General features: G+C 64.9%; 22 protein-coding genes. 19 read left to right on the top strand and 3 right to left on the bottom strand.

The window, feature by feature from the left end:
- From G467_RS17095 to G467_RS17700, 18 genes are all read left to right on the top strand, one after another.
- Entirely contained in the window at nucleotides 1-807 is an 807-nt protein-coding gene (locus G467_RS17095) for a phage tail tube protein (RefSeq protein ID WP_022970469.1), read from the top strand.
- Entirely contained in the window at nucleotides 808-1008 is a 201-nt protein-coding gene (locus tag G467_RS18525; protein ID WP_425386841.1) for a DUF7210 family protein, read from the top strand.
- Nucleotides 1008-1613 carry a hypothetical protein gene (locus G467_RS0114555; protein WP_022970467.1) on the top strand — a complete coding sequence of 202 codons (606 nt, stop codon included), beginning with the start codon at nucleotides 1008-1010 and terminating at the stop codon, nucleotides 1611-1613. The genes G467_RS18525 and G467_RS0114555 overlap by 1 nt, the downstream gene beginning before the upstream one ends.
- Nucleotides 1613-5077, top strand: coding sequence for a tape measure protein (locus G467_RS0114550; RefSeq protein WP_022970466.1), 3465 nt, complete (start codon nucleotides 1613-1615; stop codon nucleotides 5075-5077). Before G467_RS0114555 ends, G467_RS0114550 begins: the two co-directional genes overlap by 1 nt.
- On the top strand, nucleotides 5074-5490 hold the full coding sequence (locus tag G467_RS0114545; protein ID WP_022970465.1) for a hypothetical protein: 417 nt from the start codon (nucleotides 5074-5076) through the stop codon (nucleotides 5488-5490). Before G467_RS0114550 ends, G467_RS0114545 begins: the two co-directional genes overlap by 4 nt.
- 6 nt (nucleotides 5491-5496) lie before the next feature.
- Entirely contained in the window at nucleotides 5497-9012 is a 3516-nt protein-coding gene (locus tag G467_RS0114540) for a hypothetical protein (protein ID WP_022970464.1), read from the top strand.
- Nucleotides 9012-9239: a hypothetical protein gene (locus G467_RS0114535; RefSeq protein WP_022970463.1), complete on the top strand. Its 228-nt coding sequence runs from the start codon at nucleotides 9012-9014 to the stop codon at nucleotides 9237-9239. Before G467_RS0114540 ends, G467_RS0114535 begins: the two co-directional genes overlap by 1 nt.
- Nucleotides 9240-9241: 2 nt before the next feature.
- Nucleotides 9242-10018 (top strand): hypothetical protein, encoded by a 777-nt coding sequence (locus tag G467_RS0114530; protein ID WP_026802733.1) that lies wholly within the window; start codon nucleotides 9242-9244, stop codon nucleotides 10016-10018.
- Entirely contained in the window at nucleotides 10018-10887 is an 870-nt protein-coding gene (locus G467_RS0114525) for a hypothetical protein (RefSeq protein WP_022970461.1), read from the top strand. Before G467_RS0114530 ends, G467_RS0114525 begins: the two co-directional genes overlap by 1 nt.
- A 4-nt stretch (nucleotides 10888-10891) precedes the next feature.
- A complete protein-coding gene (locus tag G467_RS17710) occupies nucleotides 10892-13087 on the top strand; it encodes a hypothetical protein (RefSeq protein WP_022970460.1) in 2196 nt (731 codons plus the stop codon).
- Nucleotides 13077-13307, top strand: a complete 231-nt coding sequence (locus G467_RS0114515) for a hypothetical protein (RefSeq protein WP_026802732.1) — start codon at nucleotides 13077-13079, stop codon at nucleotides 13305-13307. The genes G467_RS17710 and G467_RS0114515 overlap by 11 nt, the downstream gene beginning before the upstream one ends.
- 30 nt (nucleotides 13308-13337) lie before the next feature.
- Complete coding sequence (locus tag G467_RS18390) at nucleotides 13338-13685, top strand: hypothetical protein (RefSeq protein WP_022970458.1); 348 nt, start codon at nucleotides 13338-13340, stop codon at nucleotides 13683-13685.
- Entirely contained in the window at nucleotides 13682-14377 is a 696-nt protein-coding gene (locus G467_RS18435) for a hypothetical protein (RefSeq protein WP_281166679.1), read from the top strand. The genes G467_RS18390 and G467_RS18435 overlap by 4 nt, the downstream gene beginning before the upstream one ends.
- Entirely contained in the window at nucleotides 14377-16107 is a 1731-nt protein-coding gene (locus G467_RS0114500; protein ID WP_022970456.1) for a phage head spike fiber domain-containing protein, read from the top strand. The genes G467_RS18435 and G467_RS0114500 overlap by 1 nt, the downstream gene beginning before the upstream one ends.
- Nucleotides 16104-16463, top strand: coding sequence for a hypothetical protein (locus tag G467_RS0114495; RefSeq protein WP_022970455.1), 360 nt, complete (start codon nucleotides 16104-16106; stop codon nucleotides 16461-16463). The genes G467_RS0114500 and G467_RS0114495 overlap by 4 nt, the downstream gene beginning before the upstream one ends.
- 139 nt (nucleotides 16464-16602) lie before the next feature.
- Nucleotides 16603-17394, top strand: coding sequence for a DNA adenine methylase (locus G467_RS0114490; RefSeq protein ID WP_022970454.1), 792 nt, complete (start codon nucleotides 16603-16605; stop codon nucleotides 17392-17394).
- 103 nt (nucleotides 17395-17497) lie between these two features.
- Complete coding sequence (locus G467_RS0114485; protein ID WP_022970453.1) at nucleotides 17498-17695, top strand: DUF3606 domain-containing protein; 198 nt, start codon at nucleotides 17498-17500, stop codon at nucleotides 17693-17695.
- A 103-nt stretch (nucleotides 17696-17798) separates the two neighbouring features.
- Nucleotides 17799-18662, top strand: coding sequence for a DUF2971 domain-containing protein (locus tag G467_RS17700; protein WP_022970452.1), 864 nt, complete (start codon nucleotides 17799-17801; stop codon nucleotides 18660-18662).
- Between the two features lie 34 nt (nucleotides 18663-18696).
- Here the strand turns inward: G467_RS17700 and G467_RS0114475 are convergent, their stop codons facing one another.
- Nucleotides 18697-19368, bottom strand: coding sequence for an SOS response-associated peptidase (locus G467_RS0114475; protein ID WP_022970451.1), 672 nt, complete (start codon nucleotides 19366-19368; stop codon nucleotides 18697-18699).
- 10 nt (nucleotides 19369-19378) lie between these two features.
- Complete coding sequence (locus G467_RS0114470) at nucleotides 19379-19633, bottom strand: hypothetical protein (RefSeq protein WP_022970450.1); 255 nt, start codon at nucleotides 19631-19633, stop codon at nucleotides 19379-19381.
- 225 nt (nucleotides 19634-19858) lie between these two features.
- Between G467_RS0114470 and G467_RS0114465 the strand changes: the two genes are divergently transcribed.
- Nucleotides 19859-20305 (top strand): hypothetical protein, encoded by a 447-nt coding sequence (locus G467_RS0114465; protein ID WP_022970449.1) that lies wholly within the window; start codon nucleotides 19859-19861, stop codon nucleotides 20303-20305.
- 6 nt (nucleotides 20306-20311) lie between these two features.
- On the opposite strand, the gene G467_RS17075 is transcribed toward G467_RS0114465, so the two are convergent.
- The coding region (locus G467_RS17075; RefSeq protein WP_033398000.1) for a tyrosine-type recombinase/integrase at nucleotides 20312-20534 on the bottom strand (223 nt) is incomplete at its 5' end.

Raw genomic sequence — 20534 nt, 5'->3', positions numbered from 1 at the left:
ATGTCCCAACCCAACAAGGTTCTTCAGTTTGAGGGCGACATCCGCCTCTGGACGAAGGCCACCAATGGCGATCTCACGCCCGTCATCCCCGATGTCGCGGACGCGGACGGCAATCAGCCGGTCGAAGCCAACGCATCGATCTTCAGCTACGCCGCCGGCGACGAGCGCACCGTCAAGAGCAAGCGCCGCGGCAAGTTCAACCAGACCATCTACTCCGACCAGGATCCCGGCGAGTCGTCGATTTCCCTGGCGCTGCTGGAAACGCCCGGTCCGATCCTGGCTCGCGTGTTCTACGGCGAGGCGGCCGACGTGTCTGTCACCGGCGCGGCCGTCACCAACGAAGTCGTCCCGATCGTTGCACTCGGCCAACCGTTGTCGCTTGCCCACCGCTATCTCGCCGCTTCGCCGGCACCGGTGGTGAAGGACAACGCGGCCGCGGTCACGTACGTCGCCGGTACCGACTACACGATCGACTGTCGCCGCGGCACGCTGGTGGCCCTGGCTGGCGGTGCGATCGAGGACGGCGATCCGGCGCTCAAGGTCAGCTACACGCACGAGACCTACAGCCTGGTCAGCATCCGCGGTGGCGTGCAGCCGACCGAGACCTTCTACATCACCGGCGACATGCTGAACCGCCCCGACAAGCAGGACCTGAGCCTGGAAATCTACGAGGCGAAACTGTCGACCGATGGCGACGTCGACTTGTTCAGCGCCGACCCGATCACGGTCACGCTGAAAGGTCCGCTGATCACCCCGAGCGGCAAGCTCGAGCCGTACGTGGTCAAGTCGTACAACAAGGCCGCCTAAGTGGCGCGTCGAGTCAAGAATGCGCCGGCGGTGGCAACCCCATCGCCGGCGCCAACGACCTCCCCGGATCTCGTGGAGGTCACGCTTCGTTGCGCCCACACCCACGAGGGCGTGAAGCATGCGGCGGGCTCCACGTTGTTGGTCACGCCTGCAGACAAGGAACTGCTCCGGCACTTCGACGTCATCGTCGAGGAGTCCTGATGGCCATTCGCCGGCGAAACTCCGCGCTGAAGATTTTCACCAGCGGTAAGCGTGGTGAATCCATTTCACAGCTCAGCAAACGTGTCGGCCGCTTGCCAAGCGAGTACGAGGTGGCGCAACAGCGTGCCGTGGCCAGCCTCAAACGCAAAGTCATGCCGGTGGCCAAGCGCCAGGTGCTGGCGGTGTTCTCGCTGCGGTCTTCGAAACTCACTGGCGGCCTGCGCGTGGAGTCCAGCTATCAGTCCGGATCCGGTGTCGTCTCGCTCTGGGCGAGTACGCGTCAGATTCCGCTAGTCGAGTTCCAGGGCCGTTGGGACGGACGCAACTCACCGGGGGCGACCGCGTCCATCCTCGCTGGCAGCGTCAAGGTCTACGACCACGCTTTCATCGCAACCGTGCAGGGTCGCCGCAGCATCCGTGTGCGCAAGGTAATCAACGGGAAGCGGGCACCGCGCGGCCCGCTGCGCATGCTGCGTGGACCCAGCCCGTTCGAAATGATCGCGCCCGGCGACCGCCCAGGTCTGAGCGGACCCATTGCCGAGGAACTGCTCACTTTCTACAGCGAAGAGTTGCTGCGCCAATATCGCCTGGGAGTGAAAGCCTGATGGCTGGCAACGGTCGCTTCGACGAAGCGGTACGCATCGCGTTCGAGCTCGAGGGCGAGGGCGCGGCCGTCAAGGCTGCTGGCTTGCTCGCGGAAATTGGCGACGTCAGCGAAGAGGCCAAAGCCCAAGCGGCCGGCCTCCTCGATGAGTTCTCCGACGCGCAGCGCCTGCAGAAGACCATCGTCAGCTACCGGGAACTGGGTAGCGAACTACTCGGATTGTCGCGCAAGCTCAAGGACTCGAAAGAGCAGGCGCAAAAACTGTCGCGCGAGATCGCCGATAGCGATGCGCCGACCAAGAAGCAGCAGGCCGCCTACGAGAAATCGCAGCGGCTGATTCGCCAGCTGAGCGAGCAGTACGAGTCGTCGATCGCCAAGCTGCGCGGCTACCGGACTGCGTTGGCAAGTGCCGATATTTCAGTCGGCAAACTGGGTGCGGCGGAGCAAGCGCTCAACACGCGCCTGAGCGCAGTGGGCCGCGGACTCGCGGCACTGCGCGATCAGACCGTCGAGATGAGCCGCGCCCAGGCCACCAACACGGCCCGTCTGCGTGAAGCCGATGCGCAGTTCAACCGCCTCACGTCCACCACCAACGTGGCGGTGAAGAGTCTGGGCGAATATCGCGCCAAAGCGTTGCAGGCGGCGGGAGCCACGACGCAGCTGGGGAACGCCGGCAACAGTGTCGGTGGAATTTTCGGGCGTTTGCGGGGCGTCGTCGCTGGCGCGTTCGCGTTCCTGGGATTCCAGGGCGCCGCCGCCGGCATCAAGGCGTTGGGCGATGTAGCTGCGCGGGCGGAGGACGCTCGGCGATCGCTGGGTAATCTCTACGGCACGCAAGAGCAGGGCAATGCCGCCTACAAAAGCCTGCAGGACCTGGCGAAGAAGAATGGTCTGGCGTTTCAGGATGTCCTGACGTCAGCGCAGAAGCTGAAAGCGTTTGGTCTGGACCCGCTCAACGGCTCGCTGCAGGCGCTGGTTGACCAGAACGCCGCCGTCGGTGGCACCCAGGTCGACCTCGAGGGCAAGATCCTTGCCTTGGGCCAGGCATGGGCAAAGCAGAAACTGCAGGGCGAAGAGATCCTTCAGCTGGTCGAGCGCGGCGTTCCCGTTTGGGATCTGCTGCAGAAGGCGACCGGCAAGAACGTCACCGAGCTGCAGAAGCTGAGCGAACAGGGCAAGTTGGGGCGCGATGTCATTGCAGCTCTGTATGCGGAGATTGGCAAGGCAAACCAGGGAGCGGCTCAGCGCGGACTCGGCAGCCTGTCTGGACTGCTTGCCCAGGCGTCCGCTCAGTGGCAAAGGTTCCTGCAGGCCGTCGCGGACAGCGGGGTAACTGATTATTTTAAGCAGCAGCTGGGTAGCTTGCTCGCGTCGACTGGTGGCCTGGACGCGCTGGCCAAGCGGGTTGCTGCCGCGATCATCGGTACCATCGAGGCGATCAAGAATCTCGCCAAGCAACTCGCGCCCATCGCTTCATTCATCGGAAGCGTCACGCTTTCCCTGCTCAAGCACGCCGATGCGCTCCTGCTGGTGGCAAAGGCGTATGCGGCCATTCGCATTGCCGACTTTGCAGCGAACGTAACGCGCGGTTTCATTGCGATGCAGGCGAGCACAATTGCCGCCCAGCAACTCGGGACCGCGGCCACGGGTGCCAGCGCCGGCGTGGGGCGCCTTAGCGGATTCATCTCGCAGGTGCCGCGGTTCCTGAAAATTTCAGTGGCGACTCTTGGTATCGACATCGCCGTCAATCAGCTGATCCGGCTGAACGAGGTGCGGAACGAGTACATCGAGACGCTGCGCAATCAGGAAGTTGCGGAGGCCGCGGTCCGTTCCCTCCGCGTGGATAGCATCCGTCAGGGAGAAGAGCTGCAGCGCATCTACACGGACTACGCCGATGTCGTCGTCCAGTCCGGCGGGCAGGTTAAAGCGCAAACGTTGACCCAGGCCGAAGCCTATCGACTCTCACTGGAAAGCGCGAAGCGCTATTACGAGGGCGTGATTCGGGTCGAGGCAGCGAACAACAAGGTCGCAGGTCCTGAAGTAGTAGCGCGCTTTCGAGCGGTGACAGCCGCCATCGATGAAGTCAACGGCCACATCAAGGACCTGGGAAACGCAGCGCGTGCCGAAGCGGGGGTTCGCGAGTTCGCCACGAAGGCAGTCGCTTCCTTCGACGAACTCATCCTCAAGGGCAAGTCCGCGAAGGACGCCGCGGCGGGTGTATTCGACTCGCTGCGACTGACGACGCCTGAGGGACTGAAGTCGGCCGCAGATATTCTGACCCAGATCGGCGCGAAGGGTTCGGAAGCTGCCGCTGCAATCCGGGATGAACTTCGCGCTGAACTGCTCAAGCTAAGCGAGCAGGACCTTTCCAAGGTGAAGTCCGCCGCGAAGGATGCCTTTTCGGAAGGCAGCACCGAAGCAAAAAAGTTCGCGGATGTTACCCGCGGCATCAGCCTCGAGCGTCTGGGCGTTGACATCGAGGAAGTGAAGACCGGCTTCAGCAAGGCAGGCCGCGCGGCCGTCGACGGATTCCGCGCCGCAGTGGAGGAAGTCGACACGCTCGGGCTGACGGCCGAACAGAAGAGCAAGGCGATCGCGCAGGCGTTCGACAACGCGTTCAAGAACGCGGCGAGCAAACAGGAGCTGGCCGCCCTGCGCCAGGCGCTGGTGGAAGCGCTGAGCGCCGGCACGATCGGCTTCTCCGAATTCAGCGCCCGGGTGTCCGAGGTCGACAAGAAGCTCGCCGATCTGGGCAAGACCGGGAACGCCGCAACCGGCGAGATCGCGACCGGTGCCGTAAATGCCGCCGACGCGCTCGGCAGCGTGTCGACCGCCGCCGAGGCCGTGGTGGATAGCGGCGACGAACTCGCCGCGTCGGCCGACAAGGTCGTGTCCGCCTTTGATCGCCAGGGAGCATCGGCCGCCGACCTGGTCGCCGAGCTCGGCCGCGGATCCGAGGCGTACAACGACGCGCTCCTGGCCGCGAATCGTTTCGCATCCGTGTCGCAGGACCGCTTCGCCGATGCAATCAATCGCACCGTCGGCGAATTCAAGGGACAGACCGACGCCATCAACGAGCAGCTGCAGGTGCTGCGCGAGCAGAACGCCGAGTTCGACGAAACCGGCAAACGCCTAGCCGGGCTCCGCCAACTGTACGGTTTCGTCGGGGACGACGCCCTGCAGGCGCTGGCTGCTGAGCAAGCCAAGCTTGAAGAGAATCGGAAAAAGCGCGAGGAGTCTGCGCAAAAGCAGCTGTCCGATACCGAACGCCAGGCCGCGGCTGATCAGCGCGCCACAACGGCCGCTGCTCGCGAGGCCGTCAAACCGGAAGCCACGCTCCGCCTCGAGGTCGTGGCGATCGCCTCCGAGAGCGGACAGAAATTCATCCTTTCCGGAGACCAGATGGAGGAGCTTGTCCGCCGCGTGGTCCAACTCCTGGCCCTCCACAAGAAGTCATCCTCATGAACTTCATCTATCTCGACGACATCGAGCTGCCCGAGGATCTCGCCTGGACTGACGAGCATCTGCCGTGGGCGGTGGGCCAGACGGTCAAGCCGTCGCTCACTGGTGCGCAGATTATTCAGGAGGCGGCGTTGCAGGCGGGCCGCCCGATCACGCTGCAGAGCACGGTGAACGGCAACACGTATGTCGCCGTGGTCACGCGCACGACGCTGCTCGCTCTGCGTGCCAAGGCGGCCATCGCCGGCGGCGACAACATGGTGCTGTCCGTGCCGCAGTTCGAAGGCGATCCGTTGACCTACACCGTCCGGTGGAACCACGCGAACAACGCCGCGATCGAGGCCAGCCCTTTCAAATTCATCGTGCCGCCGTCGCCCGACGACCTGTACGCCATCACCCTTCGCTTCATCGAGGTCTGAGCCCGCATGGCCATTGACGCCAACACCGACATCAAGCTGCTCGAGTCCGAGCGCATGACCGACACCGCCGATGGCGGCGGCCGCATGACCGGCTCCGTCGTCGACGACGGCGAGGTCAACAACATCTTCCAGGACATCAGCCGCCTGGACAGCACCTATGGTCGCCTGAACCTGCGCAAGGTCTACATGGCCGTGCGCAGTCTGGGCACCGAGACCTATCTGGGCGGGCACGTCATCGTGACGCGGCCGCCGGCGGCGACCAATGTCAGCGTGACGCTGTTCACCACGGGCAGCGTCACCGATGTGCGCACGGGCGCGCAGAACCGCATCGAGAGCTACGTGACCAGCGGTCCGCTGAGCGCGTACTACCTGTACGGCAATCAGCCGCAGGGTTCGAAGGCGATCAGTCTGTTCGGCCGCGTGGAGTCGTCGCTGCCGGAAGTGGGCGAAGTGATCCTGCTGTCGGTGGAAGACGGCGCCGGCGTCGTCAGCGCCGAGCAGTACGTCCGGATCCAGGACGTGAACTCGGAAGTGCGGACCTTCACCGACGGCAGCGGCGAGTACCAGCGCAAGATCGTGACGCTGATTCTGACCACTGCGTTGCGCCAGACGTTCGCCGGCGCCGAAGCCAGTCGTCTCAGCAATGTCGGTGTGGCCACGAAGGTGCGCGCGACGACGGTCGCCGACGCCGCGCAGTACTTCGGCGTGACCAAACTCAATGGCGATGTGTTCGAGAACGATCTCGAAATCACCGTCGACTCCATCTTCAGCCAGCTCGTGCCGAGCACGCGCCGTGAGGTGCCGATCTCCGCCGCTCGTCCGGGTCTGACGCTGAACTATGTCGCGATCGCCGCGCCGTTGAGCGAGACCTTCGCCGGTGGCAACCCGGTGTATCTGCAGCGCGGTCTGTTCCCTCGCAGCATCACCGCGGTGGCGGCCAGCACCACGATCACCGGCGACGATGGCCTGGGCAATCTGATCCAGGGATCTACCGATCGCGGCGACGTCGACTACGATTCCGGCCGCCTGAGTGGCGCGACGATCACCAGCGTCACCTACACGCCGGCGACGACGGTGAGCCAGTCGGCCTGCACGGTCGGCGTCAAGATCCAGCTGGCGAACCAGGGCACGGTGTACGTGCAGACGATGCCCGTCCTGCCGGCGCCGAAGACCTTGCGCGTCGAGTATCGCTTCCTGGGCAAGTGGTACGCCCTGGCCGATCGCAAGGGCGACGGCACGCTCGAGGGCGCGACAGCGGCCGAAGGCGGCGGCACCGTCGACTACATCACTGGCAACGTCGTGGTGACGCTGGGCGGGCTGCCGGACATCGGTAGTTTCCTGATCTACAGCTGCGGCCAGAACACCGACTACGTGCAGCGCAGCGGCACCGTCACGCCGACCACGCCCGCCGTGGAGTTCAGTGTGGCCAATGCGCCCGTCGAACCGGGCACGATGACCTTCGCCTGGTACAGCGGCGCGGTGCTGAAGAACGCCACGGCCAACAGCGGCGGCGTGATCTCGGGCGATGCCACTGGCACCGTCGTGCACCAGGACGGGTTCGTCACGTTCGTGCCGAATTCGAACGCATGGCCTGACGGCAACTCGGCGCTATCCATCGGGTACACGAAGGGCACCGGCGCCGCCGGCACTGTCACCGCGTCCGCCACCGGTCCGCTGGTGACGGGCACCATCGCCGCCGGCGGCTTGCCCATCGCGCCGGGCAACCTGGTCCTGCGTGTGCCGGCGACGTGGGCCGATCGCACAGTCAACCTGTACGCGAAGGACGACGGCTCGGGCAACCTGATCACCGCGCCCGATCGCAAGGGCGGCTACGGCTCGGCGCCGGTCGTCGCCGGCAGCATCGACTACACGACGGGTGCCTTCAGCATCCAGTTCGGCACGTTCACGGCCAACGTGTACACGCAGGTCGGGTTTGCGAACGTCGGCCAGACGCCGAAGTACACCTGGGAATCAGTGACCGCGGTGCCGACCATCATCGCCACGCCGCTCGTGCAGTTCTGGGCGCGCAAGGCCGCGGCCGGTTCGGTGGTGGCGAGCGAGGAAGTCGACTTCCCTGGGATCTCGATCTATCTCACGCGCGGGCTCATCGATTCCACGGTCCCGGGCTCGGTGTGGTTCAGCTGGGGCGGCAAGGAGTACTTCGACCGCAACGGCAAGATCCTGCGTGACCTGGTGCGTGGTACCGGCGTGGCGACGGAAGCGGGCACGATCGACTACTCCACCGGCGAAGTCCGCCTGACCAACTACGGCGCGAGCAGCGGCGGCTCGGTGACGATCAAAACCCTACTCACCAGCAACGGCACCTTGCCCACGAGCTACCTGCTGTTCCGCACGCCTGGTTCGCCGGTGCGCCCGGCATCGGTGTACGTCCAGGCGCTGCGTGCCGACACCGGCGCGCTGATCAGCGCCACGAGCGACACGGGCGGCACCATCTCCGGCGCCGGCATCGAGGGCGAAGCCGATCACGACATGGGCTGGGTGAAGGTGCGCTTCGGCGTCTACGTCACGGCGGCGGGCAACGAGTCCGAGCCGTGGTACGACGCCGCCAACGTGGTCGGTCCGAACGTGTTCAAGCCCATCCCGGTCAACCCGAACTCGATCACGTTCAACTGCGTCGTCCTGACCAACTTGCCGCTCGATGCCGCTCTGCTGGGTATCGATCCGGTGCGCCTGCCGCAGACCGGCAAGGTGCCGATCATCCGGGAAGGCAACGTCATCGTGATCAGCGAGGCGCGTGCGTACACGATGCCGGGCAGTCTGACGGCGGGCCAGGTGGTCACGATTCCGGATGCGCCGATCGCGCAGCTGGAGATCGTCGACGCCGACGGCGACGTAGTGCCGCTGAGCAAGTACACCGCCGAGCTGTTGACCGCCGGGATCACCATGGCGACGCCGCTGGACCTGTCGCTGTTCACCCAGCCGCTGGTGGCGCGCTACGTGGTCGAGAACATGCGCCTGGTGTCGAGCGTGGATCTGTCGGGCAAGGTGTCGCTGGTCGCGCCGCTCGATCGGGATTTCAGCGACGACGCGGTCGTGTCCTCGGCCCTGCTGTTCGGCGACCTGCAGGCGCAGAACCCGATCTTCTTCGACCAGCAGACGTGGACTGGCGCGTGGGACAACGATCGCATCGGGTCGGGCACGACGTCGGAATACAACCGCACGCTGTACCCGCTCGAGCTCGTGAACAAGAACACGATCTCCGAGCGCTGGGCGCTGATCTTCACCAGCAGCACCGGCGGCACGATCGTGGGCGAAACCACTGGCGCCATCGGCTCGTTCTCCACGTCGCTCGACTGCGCACCGGTGAATCCGGTGACAGGTGAGCCGTACTTCACGCTCAAGAAGGAAGGCTGGGGCACTGGCTGGGCGACCAACAACGTCCTGCGTTTCAACACCATCGGTCCGAACGCGCCGATCTGGGTAGCGCGCACGGTGATCCCCGGCGCTTCGGCGCTTGAGGATGACTACTTCCGTCTGCAGATGCGCGGAGACGCAGACTGATGGCCTACGTCCTTTCCGGCCGCGCGACGCTGGGCAGCGGCGCCGCCGTCACCCGCGTCGCGATCTTCGCCTGGGACACGCTCGATCGCGTGGCCACGGTCATTCCCGACAGCGACGGCGAGTGGAACGTCGCCGTGCTGCGGCGCGGTCCGTATTGCGCGCTGGCCGTGGGTCCGTTCGGCTATCAGCCAGTGGCTGACGGTCCGATCGTTGCGGTGGAGGGCTGACCATGTCCGCCTGGAAATGGGATCCCAGCTACATGGCTGGCACCTACACCAACGACGACAAGACCGTCCAGTTCCCGAGCAACGTCACGCGCTACACCCGGTCGAACAACAGCATCCTGTCCGACGTCGGCGGCTTGTATTACGCCGAGATGGTGATCGAGGTGACGCAGGGCACGATGATCGCGGGCCTGGCGCAATGGTCGGGGCCGGCGAACAGCGATAGCGAAAGCCTGACCTCGTTCGCCAAACAGGTGGTGTGGCGTGCGTCGACGGACATCGTCAGCAGCGCTGGCAGCGGCGGTACGGTTTCCACGCAGAGCCTCGTGCTGCCGGCGATGGTGGCCAACGACGTGATCCGCGTGCTGTACGACAGCAACACCCGCCTGGCGTCGTTCGCCATCAACGGTGGTGCGTTCGTCACCGCCACCGTGCCGTTTCCGCCGGGCATGGCGATCGGCTTTCGGTTCGGCTTCGGCGCGAACGCCATATCGCCGCGGTGCGAGCTGCGCACGCGGGGCGGCTTCGCGTTTCCGCTGCCGAGCGGAGCGGTGCCGTTTGGCGGTATCGCAACGCTGAGCGGCAACGCCACGCTGGCTAACGGCGATCCGGTCAACAAGCTGCTGGTGTTCGCCGAGAACCTGGTCTCGTTCGTCGAGACTGTGTTCCCCGACGGCGCCGGTGCGTACAGCACGGACTTGCCGGCCGGCACCTACTTCGTCGCGGCGTTCGGTCCGGCCGGCTACAAGCCCGATATCCACGGCCCGATTGTGGTGGACTGATGAAAGACCTGATCAAGAATCTCGCACTCGCTGCCCGCCCGGGCTCGCTGATCTTCTTCGACGAAACGGTCGCGTCGAATACGCCCGACAGCGTGACGGACAACGTGTTCGTGTGGAGTGCGGCGCCGACCGTCGTCGCTGGCGGCTATGCGGATCTCGGGTACATCGATACCGCCGCCGGGATGTACGCCGCGGCGGGCGGTCGTGAAGGTTGCCCGGCCGGCGCATCGCGCGGGATCTCGTCGGAGTATTTCCTGCGCGTGGGTTCGGTGCCGTCGGGCACCGCGATCGTGTCGTACCTGGGCGCGGCCAGCCATGCCTGGTACCTGAAGTTCAACGGCAGCACGCAGACGATCGGGCTGCACGACGGCACGACAGAAATCAGCGCCGCCTACACCTACCTCAACCAGGACCTGCACATCGTGTGCACCCGCAGTCGCGCCGGCGCGGCCGCGATCTATGTCAACGGCGTGCTGCTGGTCAGCGGAACGCTGGCCGCTGCAGCGAACGAAACCACCTGGCGCATCAATGGCGACAACACGTCGACGCCGGTCGACAAGATCTCGGCGCGGATGTACCTGCAGGCGCACTACGCCCGCGAGCTGACACCGTCGCAGATCCTCGCGCGCTACCGCTCGTTCCTGGTTACGCACAAGCTCGCCGGCACGGCCGTGCTCGAGGTCGGAGGCGCCGCGAGCCAGGTGCTGATCCGCCGCGCGTCCGATCGCCTGCACCTGGCCACGGTCACGCCCGCTGTCGACGGCACGTGGGAGGCGCTGGTGCCACCTGATGACTACGAGGTCTGTCTGGTGGGTCCCTCGGGCTACACGCCGAAGAGCTTTTCGCCCGTCGCGGCGGTGTTGGCCTAGCGCCATGTCCCAGCATCCTTACTCCGGTGCGATTGGCACGACGCTGCCCCGCGGTACGTCGCCGGCAGCGGACCTGCTGTCGGCGATGCTGCGTCTGGATGATGCCTACACGCCGCCGGCGCTTGGCGCCGTCAATTTCGTGCTCGTCGGCGGCTACCTCGTTCCGCTGTACAACGCAGTGGACTTTTCCCTGTCGCCCTCGCCGCCGCCGCCGGCGGTGCCGCTCAATCTCGGTGTTCGCGCTTCGTGGAGCCGCGCCGTTACGCGCACCGCGCCGGCTATCGCCGCGCCGTGGAATACCGCCCCGCCGAAAGAAGCAGCGCTCACCAGCCGGTGGGGCGAGGGGAGCGTGCTCGAGCACGGGTTGGGGTCGAGCTGGGATCCGGTGCCGGTCAAGGATGTCGGTGCGATGGCGGGCTGGGGCAGGGCAGTCGTGGTGTATCCGGTGACCTATCAGCTGCGCTGGGACTCGACGGTCCATATCGACCTGCAGGCGCGAACACGTTGGGGCCGCAGCCTCGCTGCCGAACGCCCAGGCGCGGCGATGCGATGGAACGGCACTTTCCCGCATGACGTGGCTAAGCACGCCGCGTGGGAGCGCGCACGCCTGCCGGTGGTGCGCTTCGATCCGCCCGCCGATGGCACTGGCGTCGAGTTCGCCGGCCCGGCCCATCGCGCTGCAGCGTTGGCGTTGCGCGGGATTCTTTCGGCCGCGGTACCGCCCGCCGGCGACGCCCTCGATGCCGTTCTGCTGCAGCGCGTGATCGCCGATCCGCCGCCGGTGACGTCAGTGCACTTCCACCTGCAGGCGCTTGGCGCCGGCGGCACAAACTTTGTGCTGCACGGTGCGCGTGGCTACGACGCGCCGGCCGGCGACGCGATCGTCCAGGTGCTTGCGTCTGGCTATTCCGCGCCGACTGGCAATGCGATTCGCCAGCGCGTCGGCGGCCAGGCGTTCACCGAATTCAACGACCCGAGTCCGCACCAGGTGATGCGGGCGGATCCGTCGCCCGCGAGCGTCGTGTGGGGTGAGGCGCCGGTGCGCGATCGCGAGCTCACCTCTCCGTGGGGTCCGTCCGGCCGTTGGCCTGGTCGCGACCCGCTGGTCGGCGTGCCGTGGGTGGTGGACCCGCCCGATGCTGTCGTCATTCCAACCGCTTTGAGGGTTTACGTCGTGCTCAACGAAGTCAATGTCGTCCTGGTCCCCGGTGGTCAGGTGATCCATGTCACCGAGGTTGAGCTCTCGATGATGGATGCCTGGTGTTGGACGTTGCGCATGTCGCTTGCGGATCCGTCTCAGATCTCGCTGATGAAGCCGACCGTCGACGGGCCGCGTGTGGTGGAGATCACCATGAACGGCTACGTGTGGACTTGCATCATTGAAGGTCGCGACGTCCAGCGCGAGCACGCCAATGGCCAAGTCAGCGTGGTGGGTCGCAGCCAGACCGCACTCCTGGCCGCGCCGTACGCACCAGCGCGATCGCGCGTCATCGATGAGATCCTCTCTGCGGTGCAGATCGCCGAGCAGGAGCTGGCCAGCACCGGCTTTACGCTGGACTACGGCGCGATCGACTGGACCGTGCCGGCCGGCGCCTACTACTACCAGAACCTCACGCCGGTCGACGTGCTCACGCGCATCGCCGAAGCATCGGGCAGCGTGCTGATGTCGCACCAGTTCGACAAGTCGTTCCGGATCATGCCGCGCTATCCGGTGAGCCCTTGGAATTGGGTCGGTGCGACGCCGGACCTGGTGCTGCTACCGGATTGGGTCACCAACGAATCCACGCGCATGCAGAGCCGGCCGCTGTACGACGCGGTCATCGTCACCGGCGAGCAGCAAGGCGTCACCAATCGAATCACCCGAGCGGGATCCGCCGGCGAACTGTTCGCGCCGCAGGTCGTGGATCAGCTGATCTTGCACGACCTGGTCGGCATCGAGCGCGGCCGTAACGTGCTCAGCGATCGCGGCGAGCAGGAGCTCGTGCAGGTGCAGATCCCGCTGCTGCGAAACAGCGAGACCACGGGCGGACAAACCGGCTTGTTCCTGCCGCGCCAGCTGATCCAGTACCAGGACCTGACGCCCTGGCTGGGTATGACGGTCGGCGTCACGATCACCTCGCGCCGTGCCGGCCGCAACAACGCCGGCATGGAGATCGATCAGGTCGTCGCGCTGGAGAGGCACATCAGCGATGCAAACTAATCTGTGGCGCGAATTCGAAGGGCTACTGCCGTCACGCACGAAGCTGATCGGCACGGTCAATGCACACAACGGCGACGACACGAGCACGCTCACGCTGCCCGAGGGCGGCACGTTGCGAGCGATCGGCACGTCGGTATCGATCGGCAGCAAAGCCTATGTCCAGGACGGCCGCGTTCTCGGGCTCGCACCGGATCTGCCCACCAACAACTACACCGTCTGAATCGCGCTCGATTCGCAGGAGATAGCGCACATGCAATTCGAAGAATACAAGAAGGGTAGCGAATTCGACTGGCTCGTCGTTGCGCGCAACAAGGCCAAGGAAACGGTTCCGTTGGATGGCTACACCATCAAGTCCCAGATTCGTAAGTGGGAGCGCGGGTGCGCGACAGCGAAGATCGCCGATCTGACATGCGAGCAGCTCGAAGAGGAAGGGCAGTGCCATGCCTTCGTCGAAGAGGTGCTCGCGACGATGGATTGGCCAGTGTGCAAAGCGGTCGTCGACATCGTGCTCATCCCCCCGTCCGGGGCCCGGATCACTCATCGGGGCTTCAAGTACATCGACATCATCGAGGGTGCCACGCAGGAGGACCCGCGATGAGCGATACGCTTGTCCATTCGCTGACGATCAGTCGGCGCAACGCTGCCGAGCTCGAATGCTCCGGTCCGTCGAATCCGATCGAGTTGTCGATGATCCCGGTGGTCAAAGGTCCGCCAGGACCCAAAGGCGACACGGGCGAGACCGGCCCGCAAGGCGAGCAAGGAATCCAGGGTGCTCAAGGCATCGCCGGTCCGACCGGGCCAACTGGGCCCCAAGGCGCGACCGGACCTGCGGGTCCGACGGGCCCGCAAGGTCCGACGGGGTCTACCGGCGCCACGGGCAGCACGGGGCCCACGGGCGCGACAGGCGCCACCGGGCCCACTGGCGCCACTGGTGCGACAGGCCCGGCCGGAAGCAGCCTGACGCGCGGCCTGGGCTCGGTGTCGATCATCTCTGGCGTGGCCACGATTGACCTGTCGTCGGGCAACGAAGTCTTCGACCTGGCGATGACCGCCAATGTCGGGGGCTGGTCAATTTTGCCGCTGCCCGCCGCCGGCAAAGTGGCAGAGATCCGCGTGCTGGTGCAGCAGCATGCAAGCGCAGCGAAATCCTGCGCGTCCCCGGCGACCGCGGGCAAGACGGCGGGCGGCGCGTGGGTGATCTCGTCCATCCTCGGCAGCACCGAAAGCCTAGCCCTCGCGATCCGAAGCGACGGCACCGTGTCGGTATTCCCGGCCGGAGTGAATGGCTGATGTTCGCCTCGGAGATCGGGTCGGGACGTGGACGCCATGACCGCGCACTGCGCGACCTGGCAATCCTGTTTGACGGTGGCGCGTACTTTCCGAATCGCTGGTCCGATGGGAAAACGCTTTATCAGGACAGCACGGGCGGGACGCCCGTCACTGCGGTCGGGCAAGCGGTCGGGCTGATCATCGACAAACTGCGCAGTGACGGCCGCGGCGTCGTCAACTATCTGACGTTCTCGAATCAGCTCGACAATTCCGCCTGGACAAAGAACACCGCCACCATCACGGCCAACGCGCACGCCGATTCCACTGGTGCCATGACGCTCGACAAGGTAGTCGAAACGGCGGCGACCAGCTTGCATGGTGTCCAGCGTTCGCCCGGTGTTCTCTCCGTTTCAGCGCCCTGGGTGATCTCGTTCGAAGCCTGCGCGGCCGAGCGCACGATGGTTTCGATATCGGACGGCGGATCCAACGCACTTTCCGCGACTTATGACTTGGCGGCAGGGACGGTTTTGAACGTGCAGTCCGGCTACACCGCGTCCATCACCGCGACCGCGACCACCGGCGTCTACCTGTGCACGTTCGGAAGTACGTCCGTCGCGAGTCCTGCAGTGCAGATTCGCGTGTCGCTCCGAACGACGTCCACGGCCGGCGCCTCGAACTCCTACCTGGGCGTCGCCGGCAGCGGGCTGTACCTCGGCCGGTTCCAATTCGAAAAGGGCTCGGCTCCGACGTCGTACCAGGACAACGGAGTTGCCGTAGGGGGTCCCGGCCGCCACCTCTACCAAAGCACCGCCACCGCCCGCGGCACGTTGTCGGGCACGGTGGGCACGCTGGGGTCCGAGCTCGTCACCGACGGCGACATGTCGGCACAGGGTGCCTGGACGACGCCGGCCGGTATCGCCATCGCAGGCGGCGTGATGACGTTCACACCCACGGGTGCCGCCAACAACGCCACGCGACCGATCACTGTCACGCCCGGCGAGACCTACCAGTTCTCTATTCAGATGTCGGGCTACATCGCCGGCACCTGCGCGCCATCCTTCCAAGGCGGCACAGCCACTTCGGCCACGGCCATTGCCGCGAACGGCACCGTGGTGTTCACCCTGCGCGCTGAGACCGGGAACATCACCGTCCGCCTGCAGGGAAGTAGCACCGCCAATTTCACGATCGACAACGTGAGCGTGAAGCAGGTGCTCACGTGGACGGGGCCATACGGGATCGTCGGTGACGGCGTCGACGACAACTATGCGGAGGCCAACACGCATGCGGGCGCACTGCCGATGACGATGGCCCTGGCCTTCTCTAAGGATGCTCAGAGCTCGATCATTGCGTTCGGGTCGGCGCTCGGTAACACAGACTGCTTCGTGTTCCTAAACGTGGGCTCCTCCAACCGCTTCGGGGCATCGCTCCGACACAATCTCCGTGGCGTTGCGCAAGCGAACTCGGGCGTCAATGATTCGCCGATCATTACGCCACAGGTCGCCACTGCTCTCGCGACGGTGGGATCGAACGATATCCAGATCGACAACAAGCCGGTGGTGTCGATCGCAAACACCTGGCTCGTTTCTGATTCGTACGCGAACGCGAAGATCCGCCTGGGTGGCACTTCCGGCGCAGCGTTTCTCAAGGGGCCGTTCTTTGGCGGAATCGTGCTCTTCGGCGACGCCGGCGCGGATGGTCGTGCCCACCTGAAATCGATCCTCGCCAAAGAAATCGGGACCTACGTGCTATGAGCACCACCTTCGCGACCCTCATCGTTCCCGCGGCCGTCGCCGAGACCGCCCGCGAAGTCGCGGCGGCCCTGTCCGATGGCGGCGTCGGCATGTTCGAGACGCAGCTATCTCCGACCGGCCTCGAGCCGGCGACGCATTTCATTTCGACCGGGCAGATCAACGCGGAATTCTCGGCGCTGTTGCATGACGGCGCCTGGCTCCACCTGGCCGCCTCGCACCTGGCCAATCTTCGGGAGGTGCCGTTGACTGCCACGCAAGCCGATTGCTTCGCACTCGTGGCGCAATCGGATGTCTCGACCGAGCCGCCCTTCGATGCGATGGCCCGTCTCGGCCTGCACCTGGTGGAGGCCGCCTGATCCCGTAACCCAGAAACGAAGCGACCGCGACGGTGCTTGAACACCGCCGCGGCCGCCAAGATCACGTGAATAGACACGTGTCCCAGCCATGGCTCCGTCACCCCTGCAGGGGCGGGGCGAGCATACCAAAGGACACGCAGTGCCCAACCCGATCATTCCCTGGCCAGGCGGAAAGCGACGCCTGCTCAAACACCTGTATCCCCACTTCCCCGCGCACGAGTGCTACGTCGAGGCCTTCGCCGGCGGCGCGGCCGCGCTGCTCCTGCGGCCGATGCCGGCGCCGGTCGAGGTCCTCAATGACATCAACGGCGACCTGGTTCGTCTGTACCGCTGCGTGCGCCACCACCTCGACGAATTCGTGCGGCAGTTCCGCTGGTCCCTGGTCTCGCGCCAGATGTACGAATGGACGCAGCTCGAGCATCCGGACACGCTGACCGACATCCAGCGGGCTGCTCGGTTCTACTACCTGCAGAAGCTCGCGTTCGGCGGCAAGGTCGCTGGCCAGAACTTCGGCCTGGTCGCGACCGGCAACGGGCCACGGCTCAACCTGCTGCGCATCGAGGAAGAGCTCAGCGCGGTGCATATCCGCCTGGCCAGCGTGGTGATCGAGCACCTGCCGTGGCACGAATGCATCCGACGCTACGATCGGCCGGGCACCTTCTTCTACCTGGATCCGCCGTACTGGGAGACCGAAGGATACGGCGTCGATTTCCCGTTCTCCGAGTACGAGCTCATGGCGGAGCTGATGCGCACGGTGCAGGGCAAGGTCGTGCTGTCGATCAACGACCACCCGGAGATCCGTCGCGTGTTCGCCGGGTTCACCACCATCCCGGTGCAGATCCGCTACACGGTCGGGAGGGAAGGGCGGGGCGACGCGGCCGGCGAGCTGATTATCAAGAACTGGGACGACGCGCAGGCCCAGCTGCTATAGGGGGTCTCCAGCTGGAAAGCCGAACGATCTGTGCGTGCTTTTCCCTGAAGAGCGCGCAACCATGGCGAGCCACGCAATGTCGCTGGCGCGCTAGGAGAACAGCATGTCCGATGATCTGAAGAATCGCGGTCCCGCAGACCGCTCACGTGTCAACGTCAACGAGGATTGGGAGCTCCGCTACTGGACTGCCCACTTCAACACCACGCCCGAGAAACTGAGGGCGGCCGTCAAAGCGGTCGGCGTCAGCGCGGCGGCCGTGCAGCGGCATCTGAAGGGAACCATTCTGACCCGGGGTAGCTGAGCCGTGCCGTGTGCCCGGGCGCTAGGCCCGGGCTTGCGGGAGCTTTGTGCGAGGACTAGCCTCTGGAGGCCCACGGAGGACGTCATGCCCACGGTGCAAAGCGATGTCTGATTTGAACGAGCCCGGCGTGCTGTTCCACTATTGCTCGACTGAAGCGATGCTCGCCATTCTTCAGAGCAAAAAGGTACGCCTGTCCTCGGTTCTAGCATCGAATGATTCTCTTGAGGGAAAGGTTTCTCGAGGTACGTTGATCGAGATGTTCATGGATCAAGTCAGCGACCCGAACCTGGTTGGGGAATTCCAGAAGCTAGTCGCAGAGCAAGCCTCCCTGGAGGGGCTTGCCTTTTGTCTTTCCGAGCGAGGGGATGTTCTTAGCCAGTGGCGCGGATACGCAGACGACGGCCGCGGAGTTGCTATCGGGTTTTCCACCAACCACTTGCGGAGGCTCTCGCAAGCCGTCGGGCACACAACGTGGTTCGAGCTTGTGGAGATTAAATACCATCTGCACGAGCATCGGGAGCAGGTCCAGGCAATCATCGACGGCGTGATGAAAGTGGTATCCGATGGGTGGGGGAAAAAAATAGGATTGCTCTCTTTGGGCGGGGAAACGACCTATGAGGAGCATTTCCATCAACAGCAGGTTCTGAGGCAGGCCGCAGCCACTCACTTGCGCAAGCTGTTGTGGACGACGTTCGCAGCCAAGCCCAAAGCTTTCGAGGAAGAGCAGGAGTGGCGGCTCCTTCATCTCATGATCCCAGACGTAAACTTTGTCTGTGAATACAGAGCATCCGCCACACGTGCAATTCCGTTTCGGACAGTCGATCTGTTCGACGTGCCCGGAATTCCGATCGTCGAAGTGGTGCTGGGACCTAAGCACGCGACTCAAGTGGACGAAGCGGAAAGAATGCTAGAGGGCCTGGGGTACGGAAACGTGAGCGTGAAGCGATCCATTGCTTCCTATCGGTAGTACGGGGCGACAGGCGTGGCGGAACGCCCGCTGCCTACTCGGATCCAACAGCTTCAGTCAATTGGTGCCCTTGGCTTCGGGGGCTACTAACAGCCCTATCGACTGGATGCCAGGCGAGATCCGGAAGCGGTACCGATGCCGCGATCTGGCCAGCCTGTTCGGCCGAGCCGTGGATCCAATCCAGCAGCACCTCTCGAGGAAGCATCAGGGGCGTCCGATCGTGCAGCTCATGCATGTCGTCAACGGCGTCCTGAGTGATGATGCTGAAGCTGTGCACGGTTTCGCCATCCGCGTCTCGCCAGTTCTCCCATAGACCGCCGAACATCAGCACGGACTCCACCGCGTCGTGGATCCAGTAGGGCTGCTTGATGCCGTTTTCGAGCCGCCATTCGTAGTACCCGGACGCCGGCACCAGGCACCGCCTGGCCTTCCATGCAGCCCGAAACGTCGGCTTGCTGGCCACGGTCTCGACGCGAGCGTTGATCGCGCTGGCGGCACGCTTGTTGTCCTTGGACCAGGAGGGGATCAGTCCCCAGCGCATGCGCCGCGCGATCGCGCTGTGGCCGTCGTCGGCGACGATCACGTTCGCCAACTGGGTGGGGCAGATGTTGTAGGACGGAATGATTTCTTCCTCCCACGCGATCGGCATCTTCGAGAACTCGACGACGTCGGCCCAGGTGGCATCCATGGAATAACGTCCGCACATGTTGTGCCTCCTACCGGCGCTTCGAAAACGCGGCTGGCCAGGCGGGCGCTTCGCCTGCGCTGCGCAGTCCTCGAATCAATTCAATGTGTTCGAAGGCGTCGTCGACCAGCTGCAGGTCCGACGGCGCGGTGCGCGCGAAGATCGGCTGAAACTCCAGCCAGACCGCGTCGGGATCGACGGGCGCCTGGTTGTCCTGCTTGGCATGGCGATCGCGAATCTCCGTGACCAGGTTCCGAAGCTCCTCGATCGTGTACATCGTGGCCAAAGCGATCTCTCCGGACTGCGCGTAGGGAGATTCCTACACCCGCTGTCGAGGCCGGATGATAACGCCGGCATCTGGCCAGGCACATTCTGTCCCTGCCACCCGGCAGCCAGTCCGAGCGCCCAGGCGCCGCTCTGCAGTTCCGTCGGACGTCGACCCTGAGCAGGTCGGCCCAGCTGGTCCGGGTGGCGCTGTTTCCCTGCCGGGGGCGCGTGCAGAATGCCGCCCATGAAACGCGACCCGCCGAACCGCTTCCGCGATCTCCCGATCGAGGATCTGTACACCGCCTGCCAGAAGCGCGCCGGCACGCTGATGGATCCGCAGCCAGGCCCGCGGACCCCGCAGCAGCGTGCGGACCTGGCGCTGGACACGGGACACCTGCTGCTGGCCGTCGCTTTCGTGATCCTTCACAGCAAGCATGACAAGGGCGGGGCAGAGCACGAGGTCTTGGGCCGGCCCTCAAACCTGGTCAGTGCCTTCACGGCCGCGCACCAGGTCGAGCTGCGCAACGCTAGGCACCGGACCCTGTGCCGGGCCGCCAGCGCGGCCCTGGGCAAGGACTGGGAGGGATGGCTGTCGTCTCGCCGCATCGATGGGATCAGTAGCGAGGAGGCCTTTCAGGAGGCGCTGCGGGCTCTGCAGGCCGAAGCGCAGGCGCGAATTGTGAAGCCCTAGGCTTCGTTACCGCTGGGGAACGTCTTCCGGCTTGAGATGCGTGTACCGCCGAAGTGTTTCCCAAGATTCATGCAAGGTGAACTGCGCGACTTCCTGGATCGAATACCCGCGTTCGAATAGCCGACTGGTGGCTTCGTGTCGGAGATCGTGGAAGTGGAGATCCGCGATGCCGAGGTAGCGGGTGGCGCGAGTGAACGCTGCGCTCACCGACTTAGGGTTGAAAGGGAAG

It is taken from the genome of Arenimonas oryziterrae DSM 21050 = YC6267 (genome assembly GCF_000420545.1).
Classification (GTDB): Bacteria; Pseudomonadota; Gammaproteobacteria; order Xanthomonadales; family Xanthomonadaceae; genus Arenimonas; species Arenimonas oryziterrae.
This window is presented reverse-complemented; position numbering and strand designations above follow the sequence as displayed.

Excerpts from the sequence above, each read along its gene's own strand:
- G467_RS17095 (WP_022970469.1), top strand. The coding sequence starts at position 1 with ATGTCCCAACCCAACAAGGTTCTTCAGTTTGAGGGCGACATCCGCCTC.
- G467_RS0114555 (WP_022970467.1), top strand. The coding sequence starts at position 1,008 with ATGGCCATTCGCCGGCGAAACTCCGCGCTGAAGATTTTCACCAGCGGT.
- G467_RS0114550 (WP_022970466.1), top strand. The coding sequence starts at position 1,613 with ATGGCTGGCAACGGTCGCTTCGACGAAGCGGTACGCATCGCGTTCGAG.
- G467_RS0114545 (WP_022970465.1), top strand. The coding sequence starts at position 5,074 with ATGAACTTCATCTATCTCGACGACATCGAGCTGCCCGAGGATCTCGCC.
- G467_RS0114540 (WP_022970464.1), top strand. The coding sequence starts at position 5,497 with ATGGCCATTGACGCCAACACCGACATCAAGCTGCTCGAGTCCGAGCGC.
- G467_RS0114535 (WP_022970463.1), top strand. The coding sequence starts at position 9,012 with ATGGCCTACGTCCTTTCCGGCCGCGCGACGCTGGGCAGCGGCGCCGCC.
- G467_RS0114530 (WP_026802733.1), top strand. The coding sequence starts at position 9,242 with ATGTCCGCCTGGAAATGGGATCCCAGCTACATGGCTGGCACCTACACC.
- G467_RS0114525 (WP_022970461.1), top strand. The coding sequence starts at position 10,018 with ATGAAAGACCTGATCAAGAATCTCGCACTCGCTGCCCGCCCGGGCTCG.
- G467_RS17710 (WP_022970460.1), top strand. The coding sequence starts at position 10,892 with ATGTCCCAGCATCCTTACTCCGGTGCGATTGGCACGACGCTGCCCCGC.
- G467_RS0114515 (WP_026802732.1), top strand. The coding sequence starts at position 13,077 with ATGCAAACTAATCTGTGGCGCGAATTCGAAGGGCTACTGCCGTCACGC.
- G467_RS18390 (WP_022970458.1), top strand. The coding sequence starts at position 13,338 with ATGCAATTCGAAGAATACAAGAAGGGTAGCGAATTCGACTGGCTCGTC.
- G467_RS18435 (WP_281166679.1), top strand. The coding sequence starts at position 13,682 with ATGAGCGATACGCTTGTCCATTCGCTGACGATCAGTCGGCGCAACGCT.
- G467_RS0114500 (WP_022970456.1), top strand. The coding sequence starts at position 14,377 with ATGTTCGCCTCGGAGATCGGGTCGGGACGTGGACGCCATGACCGCGCA.
- G467_RS0114495 (WP_022970455.1), top strand. The coding sequence starts at position 16,104 with ATGAGCACCACCTTCGCGACCCTCATCGTTCCCGCGGCCGTCGCCGAG.
- G467_RS0114485 (WP_022970453.1), top strand. The coding sequence starts at position 17,498 with ATGTCCGATGATCTGAAGAATCGCGGTCCCGCAGACCGCTCACGTGTC.
- G467_RS17700 (WP_022970452.1), top strand. The coding sequence starts at position 17,799 with ATGTCTGATTTGAACGAGCCCGGCGTGCTGTTCCACTATTGCTCGACT.
- G467_RS0114475 (WP_022970451.1), bottom strand. The coding sequence starts at position 19,368 with ATGTGCGGACGTTATTCCATGGATGCCACCTGGGCCGACGTCGTCGAG.
- G467_RS0114465 (WP_022970449.1), top strand. The coding sequence starts at position 19,859 with ATGAAACGCGACCCGCCGAACCGCTTCCGCGATCTCCCGATCGAGGAT.